Annotated in this window: 15 protein-coding genes and 3 tRNA genes; 7 read left to right on the top strand and 11 right to left on the bottom strand. The window is 44.9% G+C overall.

Annotated features, from left to right (window positions below; translation table 11 throughout):
• Positions 1-298: 298 nt before the first annotated feature.
• Positions 299-1,408: a branched-chain amino acid aminotransferase gene (locus tag H3V12_RS02765; RefSeq protein ID WP_198212645.1), complete on the top strand. Its 1,110-nt coding sequence runs from the start codon at positions 299-301 to the stop codon at positions 1,406-1,408.
• 678 nt (positions 1,409-2,086) lie between these two features.
• Here the strand turns inward: H3V12_RS02765 and glpX are convergent.
• From glpX to H3V12_RS02745, 4 genes are all read right to left on the bottom strand, one after another.
• Positions 2,087-3,076, bottom strand: coding sequence for a class II fructose-bisphosphatase (gene glpX / locus H3V12_RS02760; protein ID WP_198212643.1), 990 nt, complete (start codon positions 3,074-3,076; stop codon positions 2,087-2,089).
• Between the two features lie 184 nt (positions 3,077-3,260).
• Positions 3,261-4,577, bottom strand: coding sequence for a homoserine dehydrogenase (locus tag H3V12_RS02755; protein WP_198212641.1), 1,317 nt, complete (start codon positions 4,575-4,577; stop codon positions 3,261-3,263).
• 3 nt (positions 4,578-4,580) lie between these two features.
• Positions 4,581-5,774, bottom strand: coding sequence for an LL-diaminopimelate aminotransferase (locus H3V12_RS02750; protein WP_198212639.1), 1,194 nt, complete (start codon positions 5,772-5,774; stop codon positions 4,581-4,583).
• 65 nt (positions 5,775-5,839) lie between these two features.
• Entirely contained in the window at positions 5,840-6,187 is a 348-nt protein-coding gene (locus tag H3V12_RS02745; RefSeq protein WP_075870613.1) for a hypothetical protein, read from the bottom strand.
• A gap of 364 nt (positions 6,188-6,551) precedes the next feature.
• Here H3V12_RS02745 and H3V12_RS02740 point away from each other — a divergent pair, with 364 nt between their 5' ends.
• Positions 6,552-7,841, top strand: a complete 1,290-nt coding sequence (locus H3V12_RS02740) for a D-Ala-D-Ala carboxypeptidase family metallohydrolase (RefSeq protein ID WP_246787472.1) — start codon at positions 6,552-6,554, stop codon at positions 7,839-7,841.
• Between the two features lie 63 nt (positions 7,842-7,904).
• Positions 7,905-7,979, top strand: a tRNA-Glu gene (locus tag H3V12_RS02735).
• Between the two features lie 906 nt (positions 7,980-8,885).
• On the opposite strand, the gene H3V12_RS02730 is transcribed toward H3V12_RS02735, so the two are convergent.
• The 3 genes from H3V12_RS02730 to H3V12_RS02720 form a co-directional block, all read right to left on the bottom strand.
• Positions 8,886-8,962: transfer RNA gene (locus H3V12_RS02730), tRNA-Arg, on the bottom strand.
• A 28-nt stretch (positions 8,963-8,990) separates the two neighbouring features.
• On the bottom strand, positions 8,991-9,296 hold the full coding sequence (locus tag H3V12_RS02725) for an ETC complex I subunit (protein ID WP_075870876.1): 306 nt from the start codon (positions 9,294-9,296) through the stop codon (positions 8,991-8,993).
• 86 nt (positions 9,297-9,382) lie between these two features.
• Positions 9,383-9,459, bottom strand: a tRNA-Pro gene (locus tag H3V12_RS02720).
• A gap of 152 nt (positions 9,460-9,611) precedes the next feature.
• Between H3V12_RS02720 and H3V12_RS02715 the strand changes: the two genes are divergently transcribed.
• Positions 9,612-10,250, top strand: coding sequence for an SH3 domain-containing protein (locus H3V12_RS02715; RefSeq protein ID WP_198212637.1), 639 nt, complete (start codon positions 9,612-9,614; stop codon positions 10,248-10,250).
• Between the two features lie 13 nt (positions 10,251-10,263).
• On the opposite strand, the gene H3V12_RS02710 is transcribed toward H3V12_RS02715, so the two are convergent.
• Both H3V12_RS02710 and H3V12_RS02705 read right to left on the bottom strand, forming a co-directional pair.
• Positions 10,264-10,965 carry a hypothetical protein gene (locus tag H3V12_RS02710; RefSeq protein WP_198212635.1) on the bottom strand — a complete coding sequence of 234 codons (702 nt, stop codon included), beginning with the start codon at positions 10,963-10,965 and terminating at the stop codon, positions 10,264-10,266.
• Positions 10,962-12,188 carry an AI-2E family transporter gene (locus H3V12_RS02705; RefSeq protein WP_198212633.1) on the bottom strand — a complete coding sequence of 409 codons (1,227 nt, stop codon included), beginning with the start codon at positions 12,186-12,188 and terminating at the stop codon, positions 10,962-10,964. Before H3V12_RS02705 ends, H3V12_RS02710 begins: the two co-directional genes overlap by 4 nt.
• Before the next feature lie 164 nt (positions 12,189-12,352).
• On the opposite strand from H3V12_RS02705, the gene purM reads away from it, so the two are divergent.
• The 3 genes from purM to H3V12_RS02690 all read left to right on the top strand — a co-directional run bounded on the left by purM (position 12,353) and on the right by H3V12_RS02690 (position 15,608).
• Positions 12,353-13,426, top strand: a complete 1,074-nt coding sequence (purM, locus tag H3V12_RS02700; protein ID WP_198212631.1) for a phosphoribosylformylglycinamidine cyclo-ligase — start codon at positions 12,353-12,355, stop codon at positions 13,424-13,426.
• On the top strand, positions 13,423-14,034 hold the full coding sequence (gene purN / locus H3V12_RS02695; RefSeq protein ID WP_198212630.1) for a phosphoribosylglycinamide formyltransferase: 612 nt from the start codon (positions 13,423-13,425) through the stop codon (positions 14,032-14,034). The genes purM and purN overlap by 4 nt, the downstream gene beginning before the upstream one ends.
• 422 nt (positions 14,035-14,456) lie before the next feature.
• Positions 14,457-15,608 carry a hypothetical protein gene (locus tag H3V12_RS02690; RefSeq protein ID WP_210326773.1) on the top strand — a complete coding sequence of 384 codons (1,152 nt, stop codon included), beginning with the start codon at positions 14,457-14,459 and terminating at the stop codon, positions 15,606-15,608.
• Positions 15,609-15,718: 110 nt separating this feature from the next.
• Here the strand turns inward: H3V12_RS02690 and H3V12_RS02685 are convergent, their stop codons facing one another.
• Positions 15,719-16,774, bottom strand: coding sequence for a branched-chain amino acid ABC transporter substrate-binding protein (locus tag H3V12_RS02685; RefSeq protein WP_246787507.1), 1,056 nt, complete (start codon positions 16,772-16,774; stop codon positions 15,719-15,721).
• Between the two features lie 161 nt (positions 16,775-16,935).
• A complete protein-coding gene (locus tag H3V12_RS02680) occupies positions 16,936-19,491 on the bottom strand; it encodes a PAS domain-containing sensor histidine kinase (RefSeq protein ID WP_198212624.1) in 2,556 nt (851 codons plus the stop codon).
• Between the last annotated feature and the right edge of the window lie 57 nt (positions 19,492-19,548).

Raw genomic sequence — 19,548 nt, 5'->3', positions numbered from 1 at the left:
TCTCTTTTTAATTTTCTACGAAAAAATACTTAGTCACGCTGGAAAACCATATTTTATTTTCTCACCCCATTTTCCTGAATGTTTGAAACTTTGTTATGTTCCGTCACTAGTAGTGAATAACTATTGGTCGCAAACGAACGAAAAATTTTCACAATCTTGTTGTTCTGGTTCTCCAAAGTTCTAAAAGCATTGACATTAACGGCAAACAAACTCTAATGTTCACGCCTTATTGCTATACCGATGCAGATCATTGGCAAATGAGTAATAAGATGAAGATACATTTCAAAAGGTTATTGTCATGACAGGTTCCAGTACTGTTCTTCCATTTAAGATAGAAAAAAACACAAATCCCGTTAGCGCCGAGAAGCGCACGGAACTATTGAAGAATCCTGGATTTGGTCGCGTGTTCAGCGACCACATGGCAGTGGTGCAGTGGACTGCTGGTAAAGGTTGGCATGATGCGGTTATAACTGCGCGCAAACCTTTTCAGATTGATCCAGCAAGTGCTATTCTTCATTACGGTCAAGAAATCTTCGAGGGGCTGAAGGCCTATCGTGCGCATGATGGCCGTATTCTTCTTTTCCGTCCTGAAGCAAACGCGGAAAGATTCCACAATTCGGCAATACGTCTTGCAATGCCGCCAATCGGTAAGGATGTATTTCTTGCAGCGATCAACGAACTTGTAAAAATTGACCGTAATTGGATTCCGGAAGCTCCAGATTCCAGTTTGTATTTGCGTCCATTCATGTTTGCCAACGAGGCATTTTTAGGCGTCCATCCGGCGAAAGAGTATATCTTTAGCGTTATCGCCTCACCGGTTGGTTCCTATTTCAAGAGTGGATCAACCAAGCCGGTTAGCGTTTGGCTCGATACAGAATTCAGCCGTGCTGGTCCCGGAGGTACCGGTGAAGCCAAATGCGGTGGTAACTATGCTTCAAGCTTGTTGGCACAAATCAACGCCGAGAAAAACGGCTGCGATCAGGTTCTTTTCCTTGACGTTGTCGAACGTAAATGGATTGAAGAACTTGGCGGCATGAATGTTTGCTTTGTTATGGATGATAATCGACTGATCACTCCGAAGCTTGACGGAACAATCCTTCATGGCGTTACCAGAATGTCTATTCTGCAACTTGCAAAAGACAATGGCATGAAAGTTGAAGAACGCAGCTATTCTTTTGACGAGCTGAAAAAAGACGCAAAAAGTGGACACCTCAAAGAAGTATTTGCCTGCGGCACTGCCGCTGTTATCACGCCAATTGGTGTGTTCAAATATAAGGGTGGTGAAACAGTTATCGGAAATGGTAATGGTGGGGAGATTACCCAGCATCTTCGCGATCAACTCATCCATATTCAAAAGGGTGAAGCCAAAGATCCTTATGGTTGGGTCAAAACTGTAAAAGTTGACTAATTCCCCTATCAAATTAAAGTGCAGCTCAAATGAGCTGCACTTTTCCTGCTTTATGAGTTATTTCGCTCGTGTAATAGCGACATCAAGTATAGATTGAATATTCTATTCTGAATAAAAATTTTATTGTCGATCTAAAATCCTGATATTCTTTTCATAAATAATAATTCAATACTTATTCGGGCTCATCTGCCGCAAATGAATCGATAATTCGATCATTGATGAAAGCATCTTTATTACGAATGTCTAATTTTGCCGCTCTATCGGAAAATCGTTAGCCGAGAAAATATTTTTTATTTCGCCTTGATCAATGTCAGGCCGTATTAAATTACCTTTCCAATTAATAGATGTTCTATATTTTAACATTAATTGTCATATTTCACTATTACGTAACAATATTTAATTCCATTTTTATACGTCATTACTTGTCAATATACTCGCTTCTTTGAGGAAGTTATGTTTTTATCTGCCAGACGGTCCAACACTATAATCGTTATGCTCCACGCGCATTGTCAAGTTTCTTAAAATCGACACTTCTCTTCTTGAAAAAATGACAAAGAGCGGGACTATTCGCTTAGTCCAGATAATCCATATGAAAAAAGGCGTGTTTCATGAGAGAAAACGCGCCTTCCGAAGGATGTAAGTTTTGTGTTACCGGCAAAGCTTGCTTGCCCGATCCATTCAGTTAAATTTTGTCATATCCTGATGGCGAGCAATAATATTGCGAATTGTTCCGCTGTGTGAACGCATGACAATTGTGTCTGTCTGGATATAATTTTTCGCGAATTTCACACCCGAAAGCAGATTGCCATCCGTGACACCGGTCGCAGCAAAAAGTACGTCGCCCTTTGCCATTTCTTCCATAGTGTAAACTTTGTTGGGATCCTTAACGCCCATTTTGGCTGCACGTTCGATTTTTTCTTTTGTGTTCAACTGTAAACGACCCTGCATCTGCCCACCGATGCAACGAAGTGCAGCAGCGGCGAGAACACCCTCCGGAGCGCCACCAATTCCCATATAAATATCAATACCGGTTTCATCCGGGTCTGTCGTGTGGATAATACCGGCAACATCTCCATCACCTATCAACCGTATCGACGCACCGGTCGTACGAACCGCCTCGATAAGCTTGGCATGGCGTGGTCTGTCCATGATGCAGACAGTAATCATATTCGATTTCACGCCCTTTGCTTTGGCAAGCGCGTTAATATTGTCTACAGGACTGGCATCAATATCGACAACACCGTTTGGATAACCCGGCCCGATTGCAAGTTTTTCCATATAAACGTCCGGTGCATAAAGCAAATTACCTTTTTCTGCCATAGCTATAACAGCCAACGAATTCGGTAAATTTTTGGCACAAATGGTGGTGCCCTCCAATGGATCAAGTGCAATATCGACCGCCGGTCCCTCTTTGGTACCAACTTTTTCACCGATATACAGCATCGGAGCTTCGTCGCGTTCACCCTCACCGATCACAACCGTGCCGTCAATGGGCAGACGATTCAATTCCTTGCGCATTGCATCAACGGCCGCTTGGTCAGCTGCCTTCTCGTCTCCACGTCCCCGAATACGTGCCGCGGCCACTGCCGCACGCTCGGTTACGCGAACGAGCTCAAGTGTTAAAATACGATTGAGTCCATGTAATGTATGGTCAGCCGAGTTCGACATATGATTGATCCCATCGGATAATTGTTACAGAAAAACCGACGTTGTTTACAACGTTATACTAAAGCTTTTGGCAAAGACTTCTGCACTCTGCAAGAGGGAACACGATCAATTCGTGAATTATTATTGAAACATAAGTGATAGTAGAATGACCAGTCTTAAAAAACTTATTTTCAATTGGGACTTTTCAATTGGGACGTTCAATCCGGATCATTTGCGGTTTATCCACGAGATGTCCATCCTCCATAATGGACATCAATGCTTTTCTCACAGACGATTCCGTCGTTTCGTGAGTAACAAGGACAATATTTTTGGTATTTGGCTGGATATTTTCCGCTAATGGGCGCTGAACAATCGATTCAAGAGAGATCGAATTTTCAGCCATTCGTTTGGCAACGCTTGCAAAAACTCCAATTTTATCATCAACAGTCAAACGAATAAAATATCCGCCTGCATGAGCTCGCATACGCGCTCTTTTATACGGCGAAAGAGCCTGCGCAGGCGTCCCGAAAACCGGACCATGTTGAAAACCGGGGTGCGATTTTGCAATATCGGCTATATCACCGATGACTGCCGAAGCAGTCGCATTACCACCAGCACCTGGTCCCGAAAGCAACAATTCTCCCAGAAGATCGGTCTGGATGGAAACCGCATTTGTGACACCTTGAACCTGCGCAATAACCGTCGATGTCGGAACCATAGTCGGGTGAACACGCTGTTCAATACCGGTATCGGTTTTTACAGCAACTCCCAATAATTTTATCCGGTAGCCAAGTTCATCCGCTGCATGAATATCCGCAAGCGAAATGTTGCTGATTCCTTCTACGTAGATATCATCAACTGATATCACACATCCGAATGCAAGACTTGTAAGAAGCGCAAGTTTATGGGCCGTGTCATATCCTTCAATGTCAAATGTCGGGTCTGCCTCTGCATAGCCCAGTTTCTGAGCTTCCTTAAGACACTCCTCAAAAGAAATACCTTCCGAAAGCATACGAGTCAGAATGTAGTTACACGTACCGTTCAGAATTCCGTAAACTCTTGAAACGCTGTTTCCCGACAACGACTCACGCATTGCCTTGATGACAGGAATACCGCCAGCCACAGCCGCTTCGAAATTTAATAGAACACCCTTTTTTTCGGCAATTTTGGCAAGAGCTACACCATGACGCGCAAGAAGAGCTTTATTTGCTGTAACAACATGATGACCATGCTTAAGCGCCTCCTCGACACAAAAACGTGCTATCCCCTCTTCTCCGCCAATAAGCTCGACAAAAACATCAATTTCTTTACTGGCAGCAAGCACCAACGGGTCGTCGACCCATTCTATACCTTGAAGGTCGATGCCTCGCTCGCGTGTCTTGTCTCGTGCACTGACACAAACGACATCAATAGGTCTGCCACATTGCTTGGTCAGCAAATCCTTTTTTTCTTTCAATACCCGGACAACAGAACTTCCGACTGTCCCCAGTCCGACTATGCCGATTCTCAGCGCATTTACCATTGATCAGGCTGCCTTGTTTTTTTCTTCCGAGAAAAACCGTTTGATGTTGCGTGCAGCTTGTCTCAAACGATGTTCATTTTCAACAAGGGCAATACGTACGTGATCATCACCCTGTTCACCAAAACCGATACCGGGCGAAACCGCGACATCAGCTTTCTCGATAAGCAGCTTCGAGAAAGCGAGAGAACCAAGATGCCTATACTGTTCCGGAATGGGTGCCCACGCAAACATTGTGGCTTCTGGAGAAGGTATATCCCAACCGGCACGATGGAAACTTTCTACCATAACATCGCGACGCTTTTTATAGACCGAACGTACATAGGCAATGTCGGAACCATCGCCATTCAAGGCGTAAGCGGCAGCAACCTGAATTGGAGTAAACGCACCATAATCAAGATATGATTTGACGCGCGTCAGAGCGGCAATAAGCCGCTCGTTACCAACAGCGAACCCCATGCGCCACCCCGGCATAGAAAATGTTTTTGACATTGAAGTAAATTCGACAGCAACGTCAATCGCACCCGGAACCTGCAAAACTGACGGTGGCTCTTTATCACCAAAATAAATTTCGGCATAAGCGAGGTCCGACAGCAGGATAATGTCATTCTTTTTAGCAAAATCGACGACTTCCTTATAAAAGTCGAGATCGGCAACATAGGCAGTCGGATTCGAGGGGTAATTCAATATAACCGCAATCGGCTTCGGTATTGAATGTTTGACAGCGCGGTCAAGAGCCTGCAACAATTCCTCCCCCGGATACGCAGGCATAGAGCGAATAACCCCGCCCGACATGATAAACCCGAAAGAATGGATCGGATAAGTCGGATTCGGGCATAAAACAACATCACCGGGAGCAGTGATTGCTTGTGCCATGTTAGCAAAACCCTCTTTTGACCCCAATGTGGCAATTACCTGCGTATCAGGATCGAGTTTCACGCCAAAACGGCGTTCGTAATATTTTGCCTGCGCACGTCTTAGCCCGGGAATTCCGCGCGAAGCCGAATAACGGTGGGTTCTTGGATCCTGAACGACTTCACAAAGTTTATCGACAATGTTTTGGGGCGTGGGCAGATCAGGATTTCCCATCCCGAGATCAATAATATCGGCTCCCTTCGCTCGCGCCGCTGCCTTCAGGCGATTAACCTGTTCAAATACATAAGGCGGCAAACGACGAATTTTATGGAATTCTTCCGACATTTTATAATCCGGTTCTAAAAGTTAATGTTAAAGTTGAAGTTTGAAGACAAGCGACATTTCAGTGATTAATCCTGTTTGCCGCTCTGTTCAATTTGGCGGACGGTTTCTTCCGCTTCGCGACGGGCATCATCCTTGGCTTTGGCCAATTTGGACGCGCTGTTGGCAGAAGGACCAGGCACTTTTTTCAAAGCCGTAGCCTCTGAATCAAGTTTGTTGGTCAGAGATTGTTTTTCAGCTTCGGAAAACTGTACAGTAGCCGCTCTGGGTTTATTGGAAAAACGGGGATAAACTTCCTCGTGAGATGCTCCCGCCTGCTCCGGCGCGGTAAATTCGGCTCCACGGGCGCAGCCCATTAAAACGACCGCAACCATCGTTAGAACAATACCTGGCGTCTTTTTGAACGGCATCTTCATCTTATTTCTATATTCCCATCGCTATAATAAAAGTACTCTTTATCATGAGATATTCACAAAGCCAACGTCAAGAGATGTTGGACGACATTCATGCCAATTTGTTGTTTTGTCGTAATTGTGTGGTTAAAGTGTCATATATTACAATTATGAATCGAAACTTGATAAACATTTTTCATCTTTAAAATAAATTAGACGCATTCGATTGCCATACGATGCTTCGAGTTTAATTTTAACTATTACGCTGAAGTGCATTAAGCATTGGGGCACAACAAGAGGTTGCCGATTGTTAACTTGTAGCCACATTTTCTGTAAGACGAAAAAACAGCATCGGCTTGTTGGCAGTCACTTATTTCGTTCAGGCTTGTTGCTATCATTAATAGTCGCATTTACGGCATGTACGTCCAGTAATGGTGGCCTCGGAACATTGGAGAAGCCGACAAATAGCGCAGAAATGCAGGCTCCGGACGGCAATCCACTGCCAGAGAACACGGGTGGAGACGGCGCCAATTCCACCGATCCAAATTCTACCAATCCAAACCAGCAGACTTCAAACATCCCCGTTCCGTCGGCATATTCCGGTGACCGGTCAAACAAAGTGCCATTGCCAACGCCTTTGCCTTTACAGGAAAAACAGCAAGCGAATGTGCAACAGCTAGCTGCATCTGGCAATAAACAGGTAGCATTTCAGGCTGCATCCCAGCCTGAAGCGAGCGCCCAATCTCCGGAAGCTCCGCAAGCAACCACAACAGAAGAACAAAAGCCAAAAAAAACGGCTCTGTTTTCTTTCGGACGGAAAAAAGAAGAATTGGCTCAGCCGGTAGATGCGCCTCGCAGCGATGATGTTGCGCCGGCGCAAACAGTATCGACAGATAATGGCACACCCTCTTCGACCACTTCGACTGTTGCTCCGCTACAGAATACGATAGCTACCCCGCAAAAGCCGACGAGTGATAAAAACAGTCAAGCTACTACCGAAGCACACACAGACCCAACCGAACCCCCTGCTCCGGCACCAGAACACGATGCAACAAGCCAGGAAAAAGGCGGGTTGATGCGTCTGTTCGGACATTCGGATAATAAGAAGGGAAACAAGCCCGTCGACAACGAAACAAAAACCGCGCTTGTGCCTTTACCGAAAAAAGATCCGCACGAATATAACGATGTCCTACCGGGTGTGCGTCCTAATGGCGGAATTGTTATCAAACATCGTACGAGTCTTTATGACGATACCGATATTGATGCGAATGAAATTGATTCGCCATCGCTTTATACGCTTGCATCGGTCAGTATGTATGGTCGTTCGCTTCCGAACGGATTGAAAGTGGCACGTAAAGACGTCGAAGTATCTTGCCTGAGGCCCCAGCTTGTCGCTATTTTGAAAACGATTGAACGTCGATTTAATAAGCCGGTTATTATCACTTCGGGATATCGTAGCCCCGCCTATAATCAGAAGGTCAACGGCGCAAAGCGATCGATGCACATGTCCTGTGCTGCCGCAGATATACAAGTTCCCGACACAAACAAATGGGATGTTGCAAAATTTGTCCGCGCTTTACCTAATCGCGGTGGTGTCGGAACATATTGCCATCAATCAATTCACGTCGATGTAGGACCAAAACGTGATTGGAATTGGAGTTGTTCAGCAAAAAATTAAAAAAAATTGCAAACAGGGCTTGCGATTAAAAAATATCCTCTCTATAAGCCGTCTCACCGACACGCGCCCATCGTCTAGTGGTTAGGACGCCGCCCTTTCACGGCGGAAACAGGGGTTCAAATCCCCTTGGGCGTACCACTTCTCCTGTGAGTATAAAATTCGAGATAATTGCCAACCACTTTGGTCATTGACCATTAGGTTAGTGATTTCTAACGTCTTCCGGTAGTCCTCGCCGAAATTACACGTGCTTTTGAAAGCACGTTATCCTACGGTCCGAGCTTTAGCGTTACAGCAATCGGTTGTTCTGACAGGAAGAAAAATAACTTTTCACCGCGCCCATGATTCGTAGCCACCGAATATATTCGTAACAATCTGAAGTATTCTTGCGTTGGACAGAATTCCAAGAATCAGCTTTGCTCAACGTTTTTTGCTGCCCCATTAAATTGAAGAGCTCGACATATGCGAAAAGGCCTTGTCCTCGAACTTCGGGGGAAGATTGAGTTTTAATTAAAAAAGTTGGTCACTTTTCAAGAGTGAAAAATCCAATCAACTTTTAATGTCACCGCTGTTTTGAAGGTAGAATTGAAAGCTATTCGTCACGACAAGCTTGCGTCAAAAATCATTTTAAAACGAGATTAACATTCAAAAGGCACAGTCAAACAATTGAACGACAATAATCAGGTGAACTTCCAAAAGGACATCGAAACGCTCGTTTTAGCAGCAAATATTACCAACTTTTTTCTGGCTCATGCCGGAACACCACAACTGGAGAAATATCGATTTTACACTGACACCTTGTCACGGTGTCGCGAGTTAATTTCACGCTTAAAACGAAAAATTAGTTTTTATGGCAACGATTTTAGACAACGGACAGCCTGAAATTATTATTCCAAAGAGAAGTTCACGGGAATTTTCCGGACTTTCATCGCTACAATTCAGTTTTATTACGGTGAAAAATTGCAAATTTCCGGTTTGTCACAATAACAGTCTAACGCTCTGATAAGACAAAGTTATTAGATACCACCAATTTTCCAGAAAAAGTTATGGCGATCCCGACAGGATTCGAACCTGTGACCCACGGCTTAGAAGGCCGTTGCTCTATCCAGCTGAGCTACGGGACCAAAAAAATATTTAAGAAAATGAATAGCCTCAATGTGTCCAGGGAACCTGACGATCACTCCGGAAATTATCGGAATATGCAACCCGCTTGCGCGTGACAGCATGTGGCTCTTCCAATCGGTAAGCGATTCCGTTTTTTGTTGCGTACGAAATTGCTTCCTCTTGCGTGTCAAACGTCAACCTGATTTGGCTTTTCATATCGGCCGATGATGTATACCCCATAAGCGGATCAATCATTTTAGCTTCATTAGGTTCATATTGGAGAACCCAAAAGCCGGTATTCGCTTTTCCGGATTGCATGGCTGTTTTAGCCGGACTGAAAATTCGTGCTACCATGATTTTTTCCCTTCGGATCATGCTGTGGCCAAATTATAAACTGTTACGACCACTTTGTCGCATCATCTTTTTGTCAAATCAAGTTATGGTCGGAGCGATAGGATTCGAACCTACGACCCCCTGATCCCAAATCAGGTGCGCTACCAAGCTGCGCTACGCTCCGACATTGTCACGTTCGACGCTCATTCCCTAAATTTTTCCACGGTGAAGTGCAAGGTCAAATCGTATTTTTTGCGGTTTATCCTGCAATTTTTTTAGCCGATAACTTTTCAAAAACAATTTCGTGCCAAAATTTGCCAAGTGAAAGGATTGATTATGGCGGTGAAACGGACAAAGCCAAATAAAAATCGGCAACGCACGACGCAAAAAAAACGTTCGTCGGTACTGAGCTATTTTTTGCTCGGCGGGTTAACCCTCTTAGGTGGTGCCGGTTGGTATCATAACACATATGAAGTCAAATCGGCCGGAGAGCAGAAAACTGCTACTAGAGAAGCAATAAGTCCTACTCCCAATCAAAAACCGTCTATCGTCTCTGCTTCATCCCATGACATTGCTCTACAGCCAGCGCAGAAAATACCCACTCCTGTCACGGCGGTTCCTGTGCAACCAAAGATAGCGTTGGTAGTTCCAAAAATGGCACCGTCACCGGTTCCCTACAAACCCGATACCACATTACCTCCGAAAGCCCGTTTTGCTGCCAACAATGCAGCCAACGTCATATACGCAAAAAATGCCACAACAATTTATGCAAATGCTGATTCGCAATCTAAAATTGTTGCTACTGTAAAAGCCGGTCAAGAAATGCGTTCCTACGAACATCAGGGTTCATGGCATCGGGTGGTCGTACCAACAACAGACATTATCGGCTGGGCAAATGAAGCAAGCCTCAGCACAAAGTCGCCCGCCATTTCGAATTTGATCGACAGAGCTTTGACAGGTTCAATAAACCGTTAGAAACATTGCGAAACTAGAGTGCGTTTGATTCGCCGCGAACTGCCAAAGCTTCCGACACAAGAGCTTTGGTGATTTTACTTTTTCTTTGCAAGGCCAAACGGTCGATTTGATCAACAGTTTTTCCCAACGCAAAAAGTGACCGCTCCGACCGGCTCACTAAAAACTCCACAACCGAAGGATCGACTGTTATTTGTCGATCGGAAAACAATTTGAAAGCGACCGCATTAAGCAATTCGTCGTCGGGCTGTTCAAGTGTTGCCAACGTTACGGATCTTAACCGGCTTGCAAGATCATCAAGCTTTACATTCCAATTCGACGGCCCCTTGCGAGCAGTTATCAGTAATGTGGTTTTCGGATTTATAACGTGGCTTTCTTTGACCGAATTGATTAGGTGGAAAAAGACAACCTCATTGAGATCAAAACCATCCATATCCTCGACAAGAACCGGAATGCCTTTTTCTATAAAGGTGATAGCTTGATCAAGCTGGTCGGGCTCAATTTTTTGTGCTTTTGAAATATCTGCCCAAACAGTTGCAAAATGTGTTTTACCAGACCCATCCGGCCCGACAAGTACTGCGACAGGCATTGGCCAATCCGGCCAGCGTTCTATCAGTTCGTAAGCAGATTTGTTGCTTTTTGTTACAACCAGATCATCGGAATAAAAATCAGTTGGATGTGAAAGCGAGAGCGGCAATTGCTCTAACCTTTTATTCATTCCTTTTCTCCGACATGGTCGCTTGAAGAACTGCCGCTCGGTGAATAAAGCGGCGACTCAAGATAGGTATGGAGAGCAAACCGTACAAGAACCCCGACTGCTGCAGCCGCGGGAACTGCAATGAGCATGCCGGTAAAACCGAAAAGTGAGCCAAAGGCGAAAAGTGCGAACATTAGCCAAACCGGATGGAGGCCGACAGATTGACCGACCAGTTTTGGCTGTAAAACATAACCTTCTAGGAATTGTCCGACAAAAAATACACCCATAACAACGACAATCCGTTCCCAATTTTCCGGATAAAATTGTACCCAAGCGACACCAACCGAAAGAACAAATCCGGTCATGGAGCCAACATATGGGATGAAGCTTATAAAGCCAACGAACAGCCCGATCAATAAACCGAAATTCAAACCTGAAATTGTAAGTCCGGCTGCGTAGTAAACACCAAGTGCGAGGCAAACAGATGTCTGCCCACGAATAAATCCCGCGACGGCCCTATCCATTTCGTGAAAAATGCCGCGGACAGTTTCTAAATGGTTACGAGGTATCCACGAATCAATCGTCTTGATCATGCGTTCCCAGTCAAGAAGCATATAAAATGCAACGACGGGGGCCACGACAAACAGGCTTACCAGATTTACCAGTGATTTTCCTGAATCCAATACGGAATTCAAGACCGACTTTATGAGATCCGAACTTTGCCCCAACATGGTCTGAATATTCGCCTGAATTTCGGAGGCGTCGCTCCCGATATATTGTTTGATCCATTCGAAACTGTGATTGGCAAAGAAAGCCTGTATACGATTGACATAAACCGGTAAGCCTTCACGGATAAATTGTTGCAATTGTGAAGTTATAACAGGAATAAGAATTGTTAAGGCAATAACGAGGACAAGAACGATAGCAATCGTAATAAGAACCGTCCCCCACATACGCGAAATTCCTATCCTTTCAAGCAATTCGACGATCGGGTTAAGAAAATAGGCGAGCACAATTCCGGCCACAAAAGGCAGCAGAATCGAACTGAAAACAAACATAAAAATAACGAAAAAAAGAAGCGTCAAAAGCCAGAATATAGCTTGCTTTTTAACATTTCCCCGAAAAGCGATATTTGCATAAGCGGGGATATAAACGGTTTTCTTGTCCCGTTTGAATCTCAAACCTCTTTTGACATTTTTCGTCGATTTCCCCTTCGTTGGGTTATCAAAATCCGTATCGCTCATGGACGTCCACTGAATTTGTTGTTTTTAAAGGATATGCAGCTTCGTATAATAACGTCAAGAAACAATCGTTTATATCTTTTTTAAACGCCTGATAAAACTTGCGGGGCACGCATGAACGTGGCATTGGTCACACGTGTTCAAGAGCGTAATTAAGGACAAATCCGATGGGCGACACACATCACCTTCAAAACAACCTGACTTATGCAGATGCAGGTGTTAATATTGATGCTGGAAATCTGATGGTCGAAAAAATCAAGCCGATTGTTAAGACGACGCAGCGCGCCGGTTCGGATACCGAACTCGGAGGTTTTGGCGGTTTGTTTGACCTCAAGGCCGCAGGTTTCAAAGATCCTGTGCTGGTTGCTGCCAATGATGGTGTCGGAACGAAATTGAAAATCGCCATTGATGCCGGAATTCATGATACTGTCGGGATTGATCTTGTTGCTATGTGCGTCAATGATCTCGTCGTTCAAGGTGCCGAACCACTTTTCTTCCTCGATTATTTTGCGACCGGAAAACTACAGCCCGACGAAGGAGCTGCCATTGTCTCGGGTATTGCCGAAGGATGTAGGCAAGCCGGTGCAGCACTGATAGGTGGCGAAACAGCCGAAATGCCCGGTATGTATAAAAACGGCGATTATGATTTGGCCGGCTTTGCTGTTGGCGCAGCTGAACGTGGTACGCTTCTGCCATCCGATAATATAAATGAAGGCGACGTCATATTGGGTCTCACGTCCACAGGACTTCATTCAAACGGATTTTCGCTTGTCCGGCGGATCGTTGAAAAAAGCGGCCTTGATCTCAAGTCTCCAGCACCATTTGATAAAAAGGTCTCGCTTGGCGAAGCTCTCTTAACGCCAACGAGAATTTACGTCCGATCACTTCTTGCAGTTTTAAAAAAATATCGCGGTATCAAGGCTCTTGCACATATCACAGGTGGCGGTTTTCCGGAAAATATCCCGCGGGTTTTGCCCAAAACTCTTGCCGCAGAGTTGAACCTCTCTTCCATCCACGTACCGCCGGTATTTTCATGGCTTGCAGAACAAGGCAATATTGCCGAGCATGAAATGTTGCGCACATATAATTGCGGTATCGGAATGGTTGTCGTCGTCGAGGCAAAAAACGCTGCCGATATTTCTACCGCGCTTGAACAACAAGGCGAAAAGGTTACGAAACTCGGGTCGATCGCATCCCGGACAGATAAAGGCGTAATCTATAAGGGACATCTCGACTTATGAAAAAAAAAGTAGTCATTCTCATCTCGGGCAGCGGTACAAATATGGTGTCGCTCGTTGAAGCAACAAGAACAAATGACTTTCCGGCAGAAGTCGTTGCAGTCATAAGCGACAATAAAGATGCAAAAGGTATTGAAAAGGCCCGCATATTGGGCCTGTCTACCTACATTATCGAGCGCAAAAATTTTACCGATAAGCAAACCTTCGAGACCGCACTTCTTGATCGGATCAATGCTTGCCAACCGGACATTGTTTGCCTTGCGGGCTTTATGCGGTTGATTTCCCAACGCATCATTGGTCCTTATGAGGGACGAATACTCAACATTCATCCTGCCCTTCTTCCTCTTTTTAGAGGATTACATACCCATCAACGTGCTCTTGACGCCGGCGTAAAAATAACCGGTTGCACTGTTCATCTGGTAACCGAAGGGATGGATGAGGGAACTATATTGGGGCAGGCCGCTGTTCCCGTATTGGAGAATGACACTGCCGATAGTCTTGCTGAACGAGTTCTCAAAGTCGAACACAAGCTTTATCCTGCAACACTCCGTGCGTTTATCGAAAAGCCGCATAAAGAAGTAAATGCTGACCAGCAAATCATTTCATATTGAAATATAATAGTTTAAGGTCTTCCCGAATCCCCAACAAGAAAGACTGGAAACTGCTCGGGAAAAATCGAGTGTCATTTCTATCCCGAAAGATAAAAGTCCTCGGAAAATAATCAATAATAGTTGCAACGACAAATAGCTGCAGCCTGATATCTTTCCAATTCTATAACTCAATTATACCATACCAATTTTTCGACGCACGATCATTGCCAAACGAGAAAACCGGTTGAATTCGGATGTCCTGATTGGGTAGTTAGCAAGATTGAAGAGAGCACGTCACTTCCTGCAAGTGTGCTTTACCTCTTTACAACTTGTCAACCAATTAACCACATAATAGCCGATGGAGCTTTTCGTAGGATCGAGCTATTGTGTTAAAAACAAAGACCATTTTTTTAATCAGCTGCTGTGCATTTATAGGCGGATGCATGTCGGATTCACTGCAGTCCCTGCAATGGTCTTCATCAAAGCCATCAAGTGAGACAACCTCCAGTATCAGGCCGGCAAGCCCCTTAAAAACGGCTGGTAATAGTGACTACGACGCTTGGCGAACAGCTTACAACGCCTACAACAAACAGGCATCCGTTTATTGGGAACAGATCAGCGCAAAGCGCAAATTACGTAATGAAAAACGCGCTCGTGGGCAAACTGTGGAACTGACAGATTACGTTCTTACACAACCCCCACTTTATAATGGGCCTGCTAAGCCTTCGACCGGTGGTTCTACCGGCTCTCGTCGCTCTATACCGGGTGTCGAGGATTTTGTAGCAGCTTCAAAACGTGTGTACGGCTTCCAACCTGAACGCCCATCCAACGAAAGTGAATTCATGCGTACCTATGTCAATGCTGCGCGTGAAATAGGCCTCAATCGCGAACAACTTGTCTCTATCTATGCATTTGAAACCGGTGGAGATGGAACCCACGATCTCCAGTCGGGAATGACTAAGGGAAAAGCAAACGCCCGACCGGCATCGACTGCCATCGGTTACAACCAGCTTGTTGCCACTGCGAGTGTAAGCCTGATGTGGGAATATGGTAGCGATATAGCCAAAGAATTGCGTCAAAAAGCTCAAACAGCATCAGGAACAGAAAAAACTAAACTACTTGAAAAAGCCGCTGTTGTAGACCGTATGACGGCTAAAGCAAGAACCGTACCTCACAATTGGGGAGCACAAAGCGAACTTGCAAAGACCGATGCAGGCCTTGGAATGCATGCTATGACCATGGATAAAGACGTGGGACCGCTTTTGCAGATTCACAAATTGAGAACATCAATAACTTTTTTACGTAGAAAAGGTGTCACCCGTCCACTTTCGGGCGCAGAGCTCGAAATGCTAAACCTCACCGGAGACGGCAATGGCTACGACATGGTAACAATGCCTCAACAATACCGGAACAAGGTTCCTACGGCCAATTTCTTCTTGCGCCCCGGTTATGAAAGAAATCCTGTTGCCATTCGTAATAATACCGTTGCTTCTCTGCTTGATGCGACCGAAAATAAAATGCAGGCAAATATGCAAAAAGACGGTGCGCAAATGCTCGACCGGATTTTCCAGTCAACTGCACTTGCGAGCAACTAACTTGCGACATAACGGATTCAAAAATATACGCATCTCATGGATTGGATGCATAAAAAAGGCGGCTTAAAGCCGCCTTCTATATGTCAACCGATTGTTTTTTACCGTTCACTTTATTCGGCAGAAACAATCTCGCCATTATGCCACTTATACATCGAGAACACTTTTGACGTTATGTCACCACGATCGCCATAAGTAATCTCACCCAAGGTTGTTTTAATCGGTTCGCCGGATTTGATCGCAGTTGCCACAGCTTCTGGATCAGTTGACGACCCGGCTTTTTCAATGCCAAAGGCCAGAACCTGTATAGCTGCATAACCATTGATTGCAAAAGTTTCCGGCGGAATATTCTGGGCTTTCAATGCGTTAATTGTTTCTTGTGCATCCGGATTGCTCTTGACATCTACAGAATTGGTAAACATCGTCCCTTCAGCAGCATTCCCTGCGATCGACCATAATTCGGATGTATTAAATCCATCACCACCGATAAGCGGCGCTTCAAGCCCTTGCTCACGCATTTGTTTTAACAAAAGGCCGGCTTCGGGATGGTAGCCACCAAAATAGACGTAATCGACTTTTTCTTGTTTTAGTCGGCTCACCATAACCGAATAATCTTTTTCTCCCGGAGTGATATTGCCATAAAGGACTTCCGTTACGCCACCCTTGTTCAAAGCAGCTTTGAACGCATCTGCAAGACCTTTACCATAGGTCGCACGATCATGAATGATCGCAATACGTTTGTCTTTTAAATGTTGAACGTAATAATCTGCTGCATAGTCACCCTGCTGATCATCACGTCCTATTGTACGGAAAACATTCCATAACCCACGACTTGAAAGTTCGGGCGTCGTCGAGGAAGGTGTTATCATCAATACGTCATTTTCTTCCAAAATATTTGAAACGGGTAACGATATATTCGATGTAACCGGTCCTATCACATATTGAATTCCCTCGCCTATCAACTGATTTGCCGCAGATACCCCCTGCTTTGGCTCGGCACCGTCATCGAAAACTTTGAGCACCAGCTTCTCCCCGTTGATGCCGCCATTTTTATTCAACTCGTCAACGGCAACTTTCGCGCCATTATTAGCCTGAATGCCGTAGGCCGCCACTGGACCGGTAATCGGTCCCATAAAGCCGATAATAATATCGGCATAAGCTGACGACATGAAGAGACTACCAGTTAACGCCAAGGCCGAAACTGTAGAAATCAGAATTTTACGCATGGTTCACCCTCTTTACCGAATTTAACGACTTTTATCTTGCATTAGATCGCGAGGATTTCAATCACCTAAACGCAATGTTTTCGATTAAAATCGAAAAACACGCTTTAATGAGAGACATCCTTGCCGGAGAGCATTTCTTTCACTTTCATCGCCAACTGCTTCAATGTGAACGGTTTCGATAGAAAGCCGAACACTGCATCCGGCGGCAAATTCTTTGCAAAAGCATCCTTTGCATATCCGGAAACGAATACAAATTTGATGTCCGGATATTTTTTACGCATTTCACCCAGTAAAGTCGGTCCATCCATTTCCGGCATAACAACATCAGAGACAACAAGATCGACGGCACCGTTATGCTCGGCAATGACATCAAGCGCTTCAACACCGTTTTCGGCTTCCAGTACGGTATAGCCTCTTGACTGTAAAGCACGTAAGCCGCCCATTCTTACAGCTGCTTCATCTTCCACCAGCAACACTGTAGCTGTTCCCGAAAGATCGGCATTTTTTTCGACTTTTAATTTTTCCGGCTCAACTGTTTTCTGGTCGTTCCGAGCAATTTCGGCGATAAACCGCGGCAAAAAGATACGGAATTTGGTGCCCTTCCCCTCTTCACTTTCGCAATAAATATAGCCGCCTGTTTGCTTGACTATCCCATAAACCATTGAAAGACCAAGCCCGGTACCTTTCCCGACTTCCTTGGTTGTAAAAAATGGCTCGAACATTTTTTCTTGTACAGCTTTCGGAATTCCGGTTCCGGTATCCTCGACATCGAGTTCGACATAATCCCCGGTGTCAAGACCATCAAAAGAAAGATCAGCTATTTGTTGGCGAGCAACATTTGCCGTGGAAATCGTAATAGAGCCACCATCGGGCATTGCATCACGTGCATTGATCACAAGATTCATCAGCACACGTTGGAACGACGCCTGATCAACCTTGACATCCCATAAATCTCGCCCGTGATTGAATTTCAAATGGATATTGCTTCCTAAAAGCGGCATCAAAAGGTTTCTGACATCTGAAAGCAATTCGGTAAGGTCTACGACTTCCGGTCGTAGCGTCTGGCGGCGCGAAAATGCCAATAATTGTTGAACAAGAGATGCTGCACGATTGGCATTATTTTTGATATTGATAAGATCGGCATGTGCAGGATCGGAGCTACGATGACTTGCAAGTAGAAGATCACAAGACATTATAATTGCTGTAAGAACATTATTAAAATCGTGCGCAATGCCTCCGGCAAGCTGTCCAACAGCCTGAAGCTTCTGACCTTGTGCCATTTTGTCTTCCAACGTTTTTTGCGCTGTCGTTTCAATGACAGACAAAATGGCCATTTCATTTTCCGGCTGGTCGATTTCTTTGGATACCTTCAAGAAAAATAGTCTGAAATGTCGATTTTCATTGGTTGAAGAACTTACTTCAGTGGTGAGATTACCGGCTCTGTTTGCTGATAATTTCCGGAGAATTTCACCAATGTCCCGTTTTCCTGCGTCGGTAAAGAATTCGCTGACAGATTTTCTGTTTAAATCATCCTGATTTACATTGATTAAAAGTTTAAAAGGCTTGTTAGCAGCTAGTAATTTTCCCTCGCGATCGATTGTTGCAATTGCGAGTGGTGAATTTTCAAAATAATAGCGCAGAACTTTAAACGTCGCGTCTGGGCCCGGATCCGAAACAGAACGCGAAGACGCAGGCACCAGCACCAGACGATAAATCGACTCGTCTTCGTCATCACCAGCTTGTTTTGCAGCCAAAATAATAAAAGTTGTGCGGTCATCTTGCGTATTATGCCAATCCACCGAAAACCGGTAGTTATTGCCGCTCTCGTCGATATGCTTCTTTATGTCTACCCAGCTTGGCGCCTGCCCGCTTGTTTTGAATAGGCTATCAAATGTCAATTCGCCCGTTTTGAATTTGGATAAATCAATATTTAATGCATTCGACAATGTTGCATTGAGGTAGATGATCGAACCGTTATGATCGACCGAGAGAAAACCGGCTGGCGCCTGATCCAGATGATTGATTGCTTCCTGAAGATTACGGAAAAGCGGCTCGTTCATATCACGGGCAAAACCGATATCTTCGAGCCTCCATACAAAAAAGACCAAGCCGTGAAGTTTTATGGGCTTAACAGCCAGACTGTACCACGCTTGATTGCTGCCGGAAGTGCTTTTCCATAGTGATCGGGCGGCATGCGTTTCCTCATGCGCCGCTGTCCCCGCGAGAGCTTTCGCGCTCAAGCGATAAATAACTTGTTCAGCGTCTTGAAGAAGTGAAAAGAGTCCAAAAACCGTTTTTGCATTTTCGAACCCTAAAAGTTTCCTGCAACTTGCATTGGCCGTAATAATGTGACCCGCTGTATCAGCAAGTAGTACTGCATCATCCAGACTATCGACAGGAATTCTGCACTCCTTCCCTTGGTTTTTACCAACCCCGTTGAACACGCCGGACAAAAACGCGACCATAACGGAAAAGCCGACAACGGCAAGAAATAAGAAAACAATTTGGGCAAAAAGATCAATTTGGTGACTATGGACAAAAAAACTGATAATCGAGACAATGATTGCGATCAACACAATTACAGCAACAACAAACCTCATCAAAACAGTTTGTCTTCCCGAAAAAGCCCATATACGGTTTGATTGTTCCGGCCTTTTCATAGCTTGATAATGCCTCTTTGGATCAAGATTGATTCTTAAGTTCATTTTACCTTTAGA

The organism is Bartonella sp. W8167 (assembly GCF_016100335.1).
GTDB classification, from domain to species: domain Bacteria; phylum Pseudomonadota; class Alphaproteobacteria; order Rhizobiales; family Rhizobiaceae; genus Bartonella; species Bartonella apis.
This window is presented reverse-complemented; position numbering and strand designations above follow the sequence as displayed.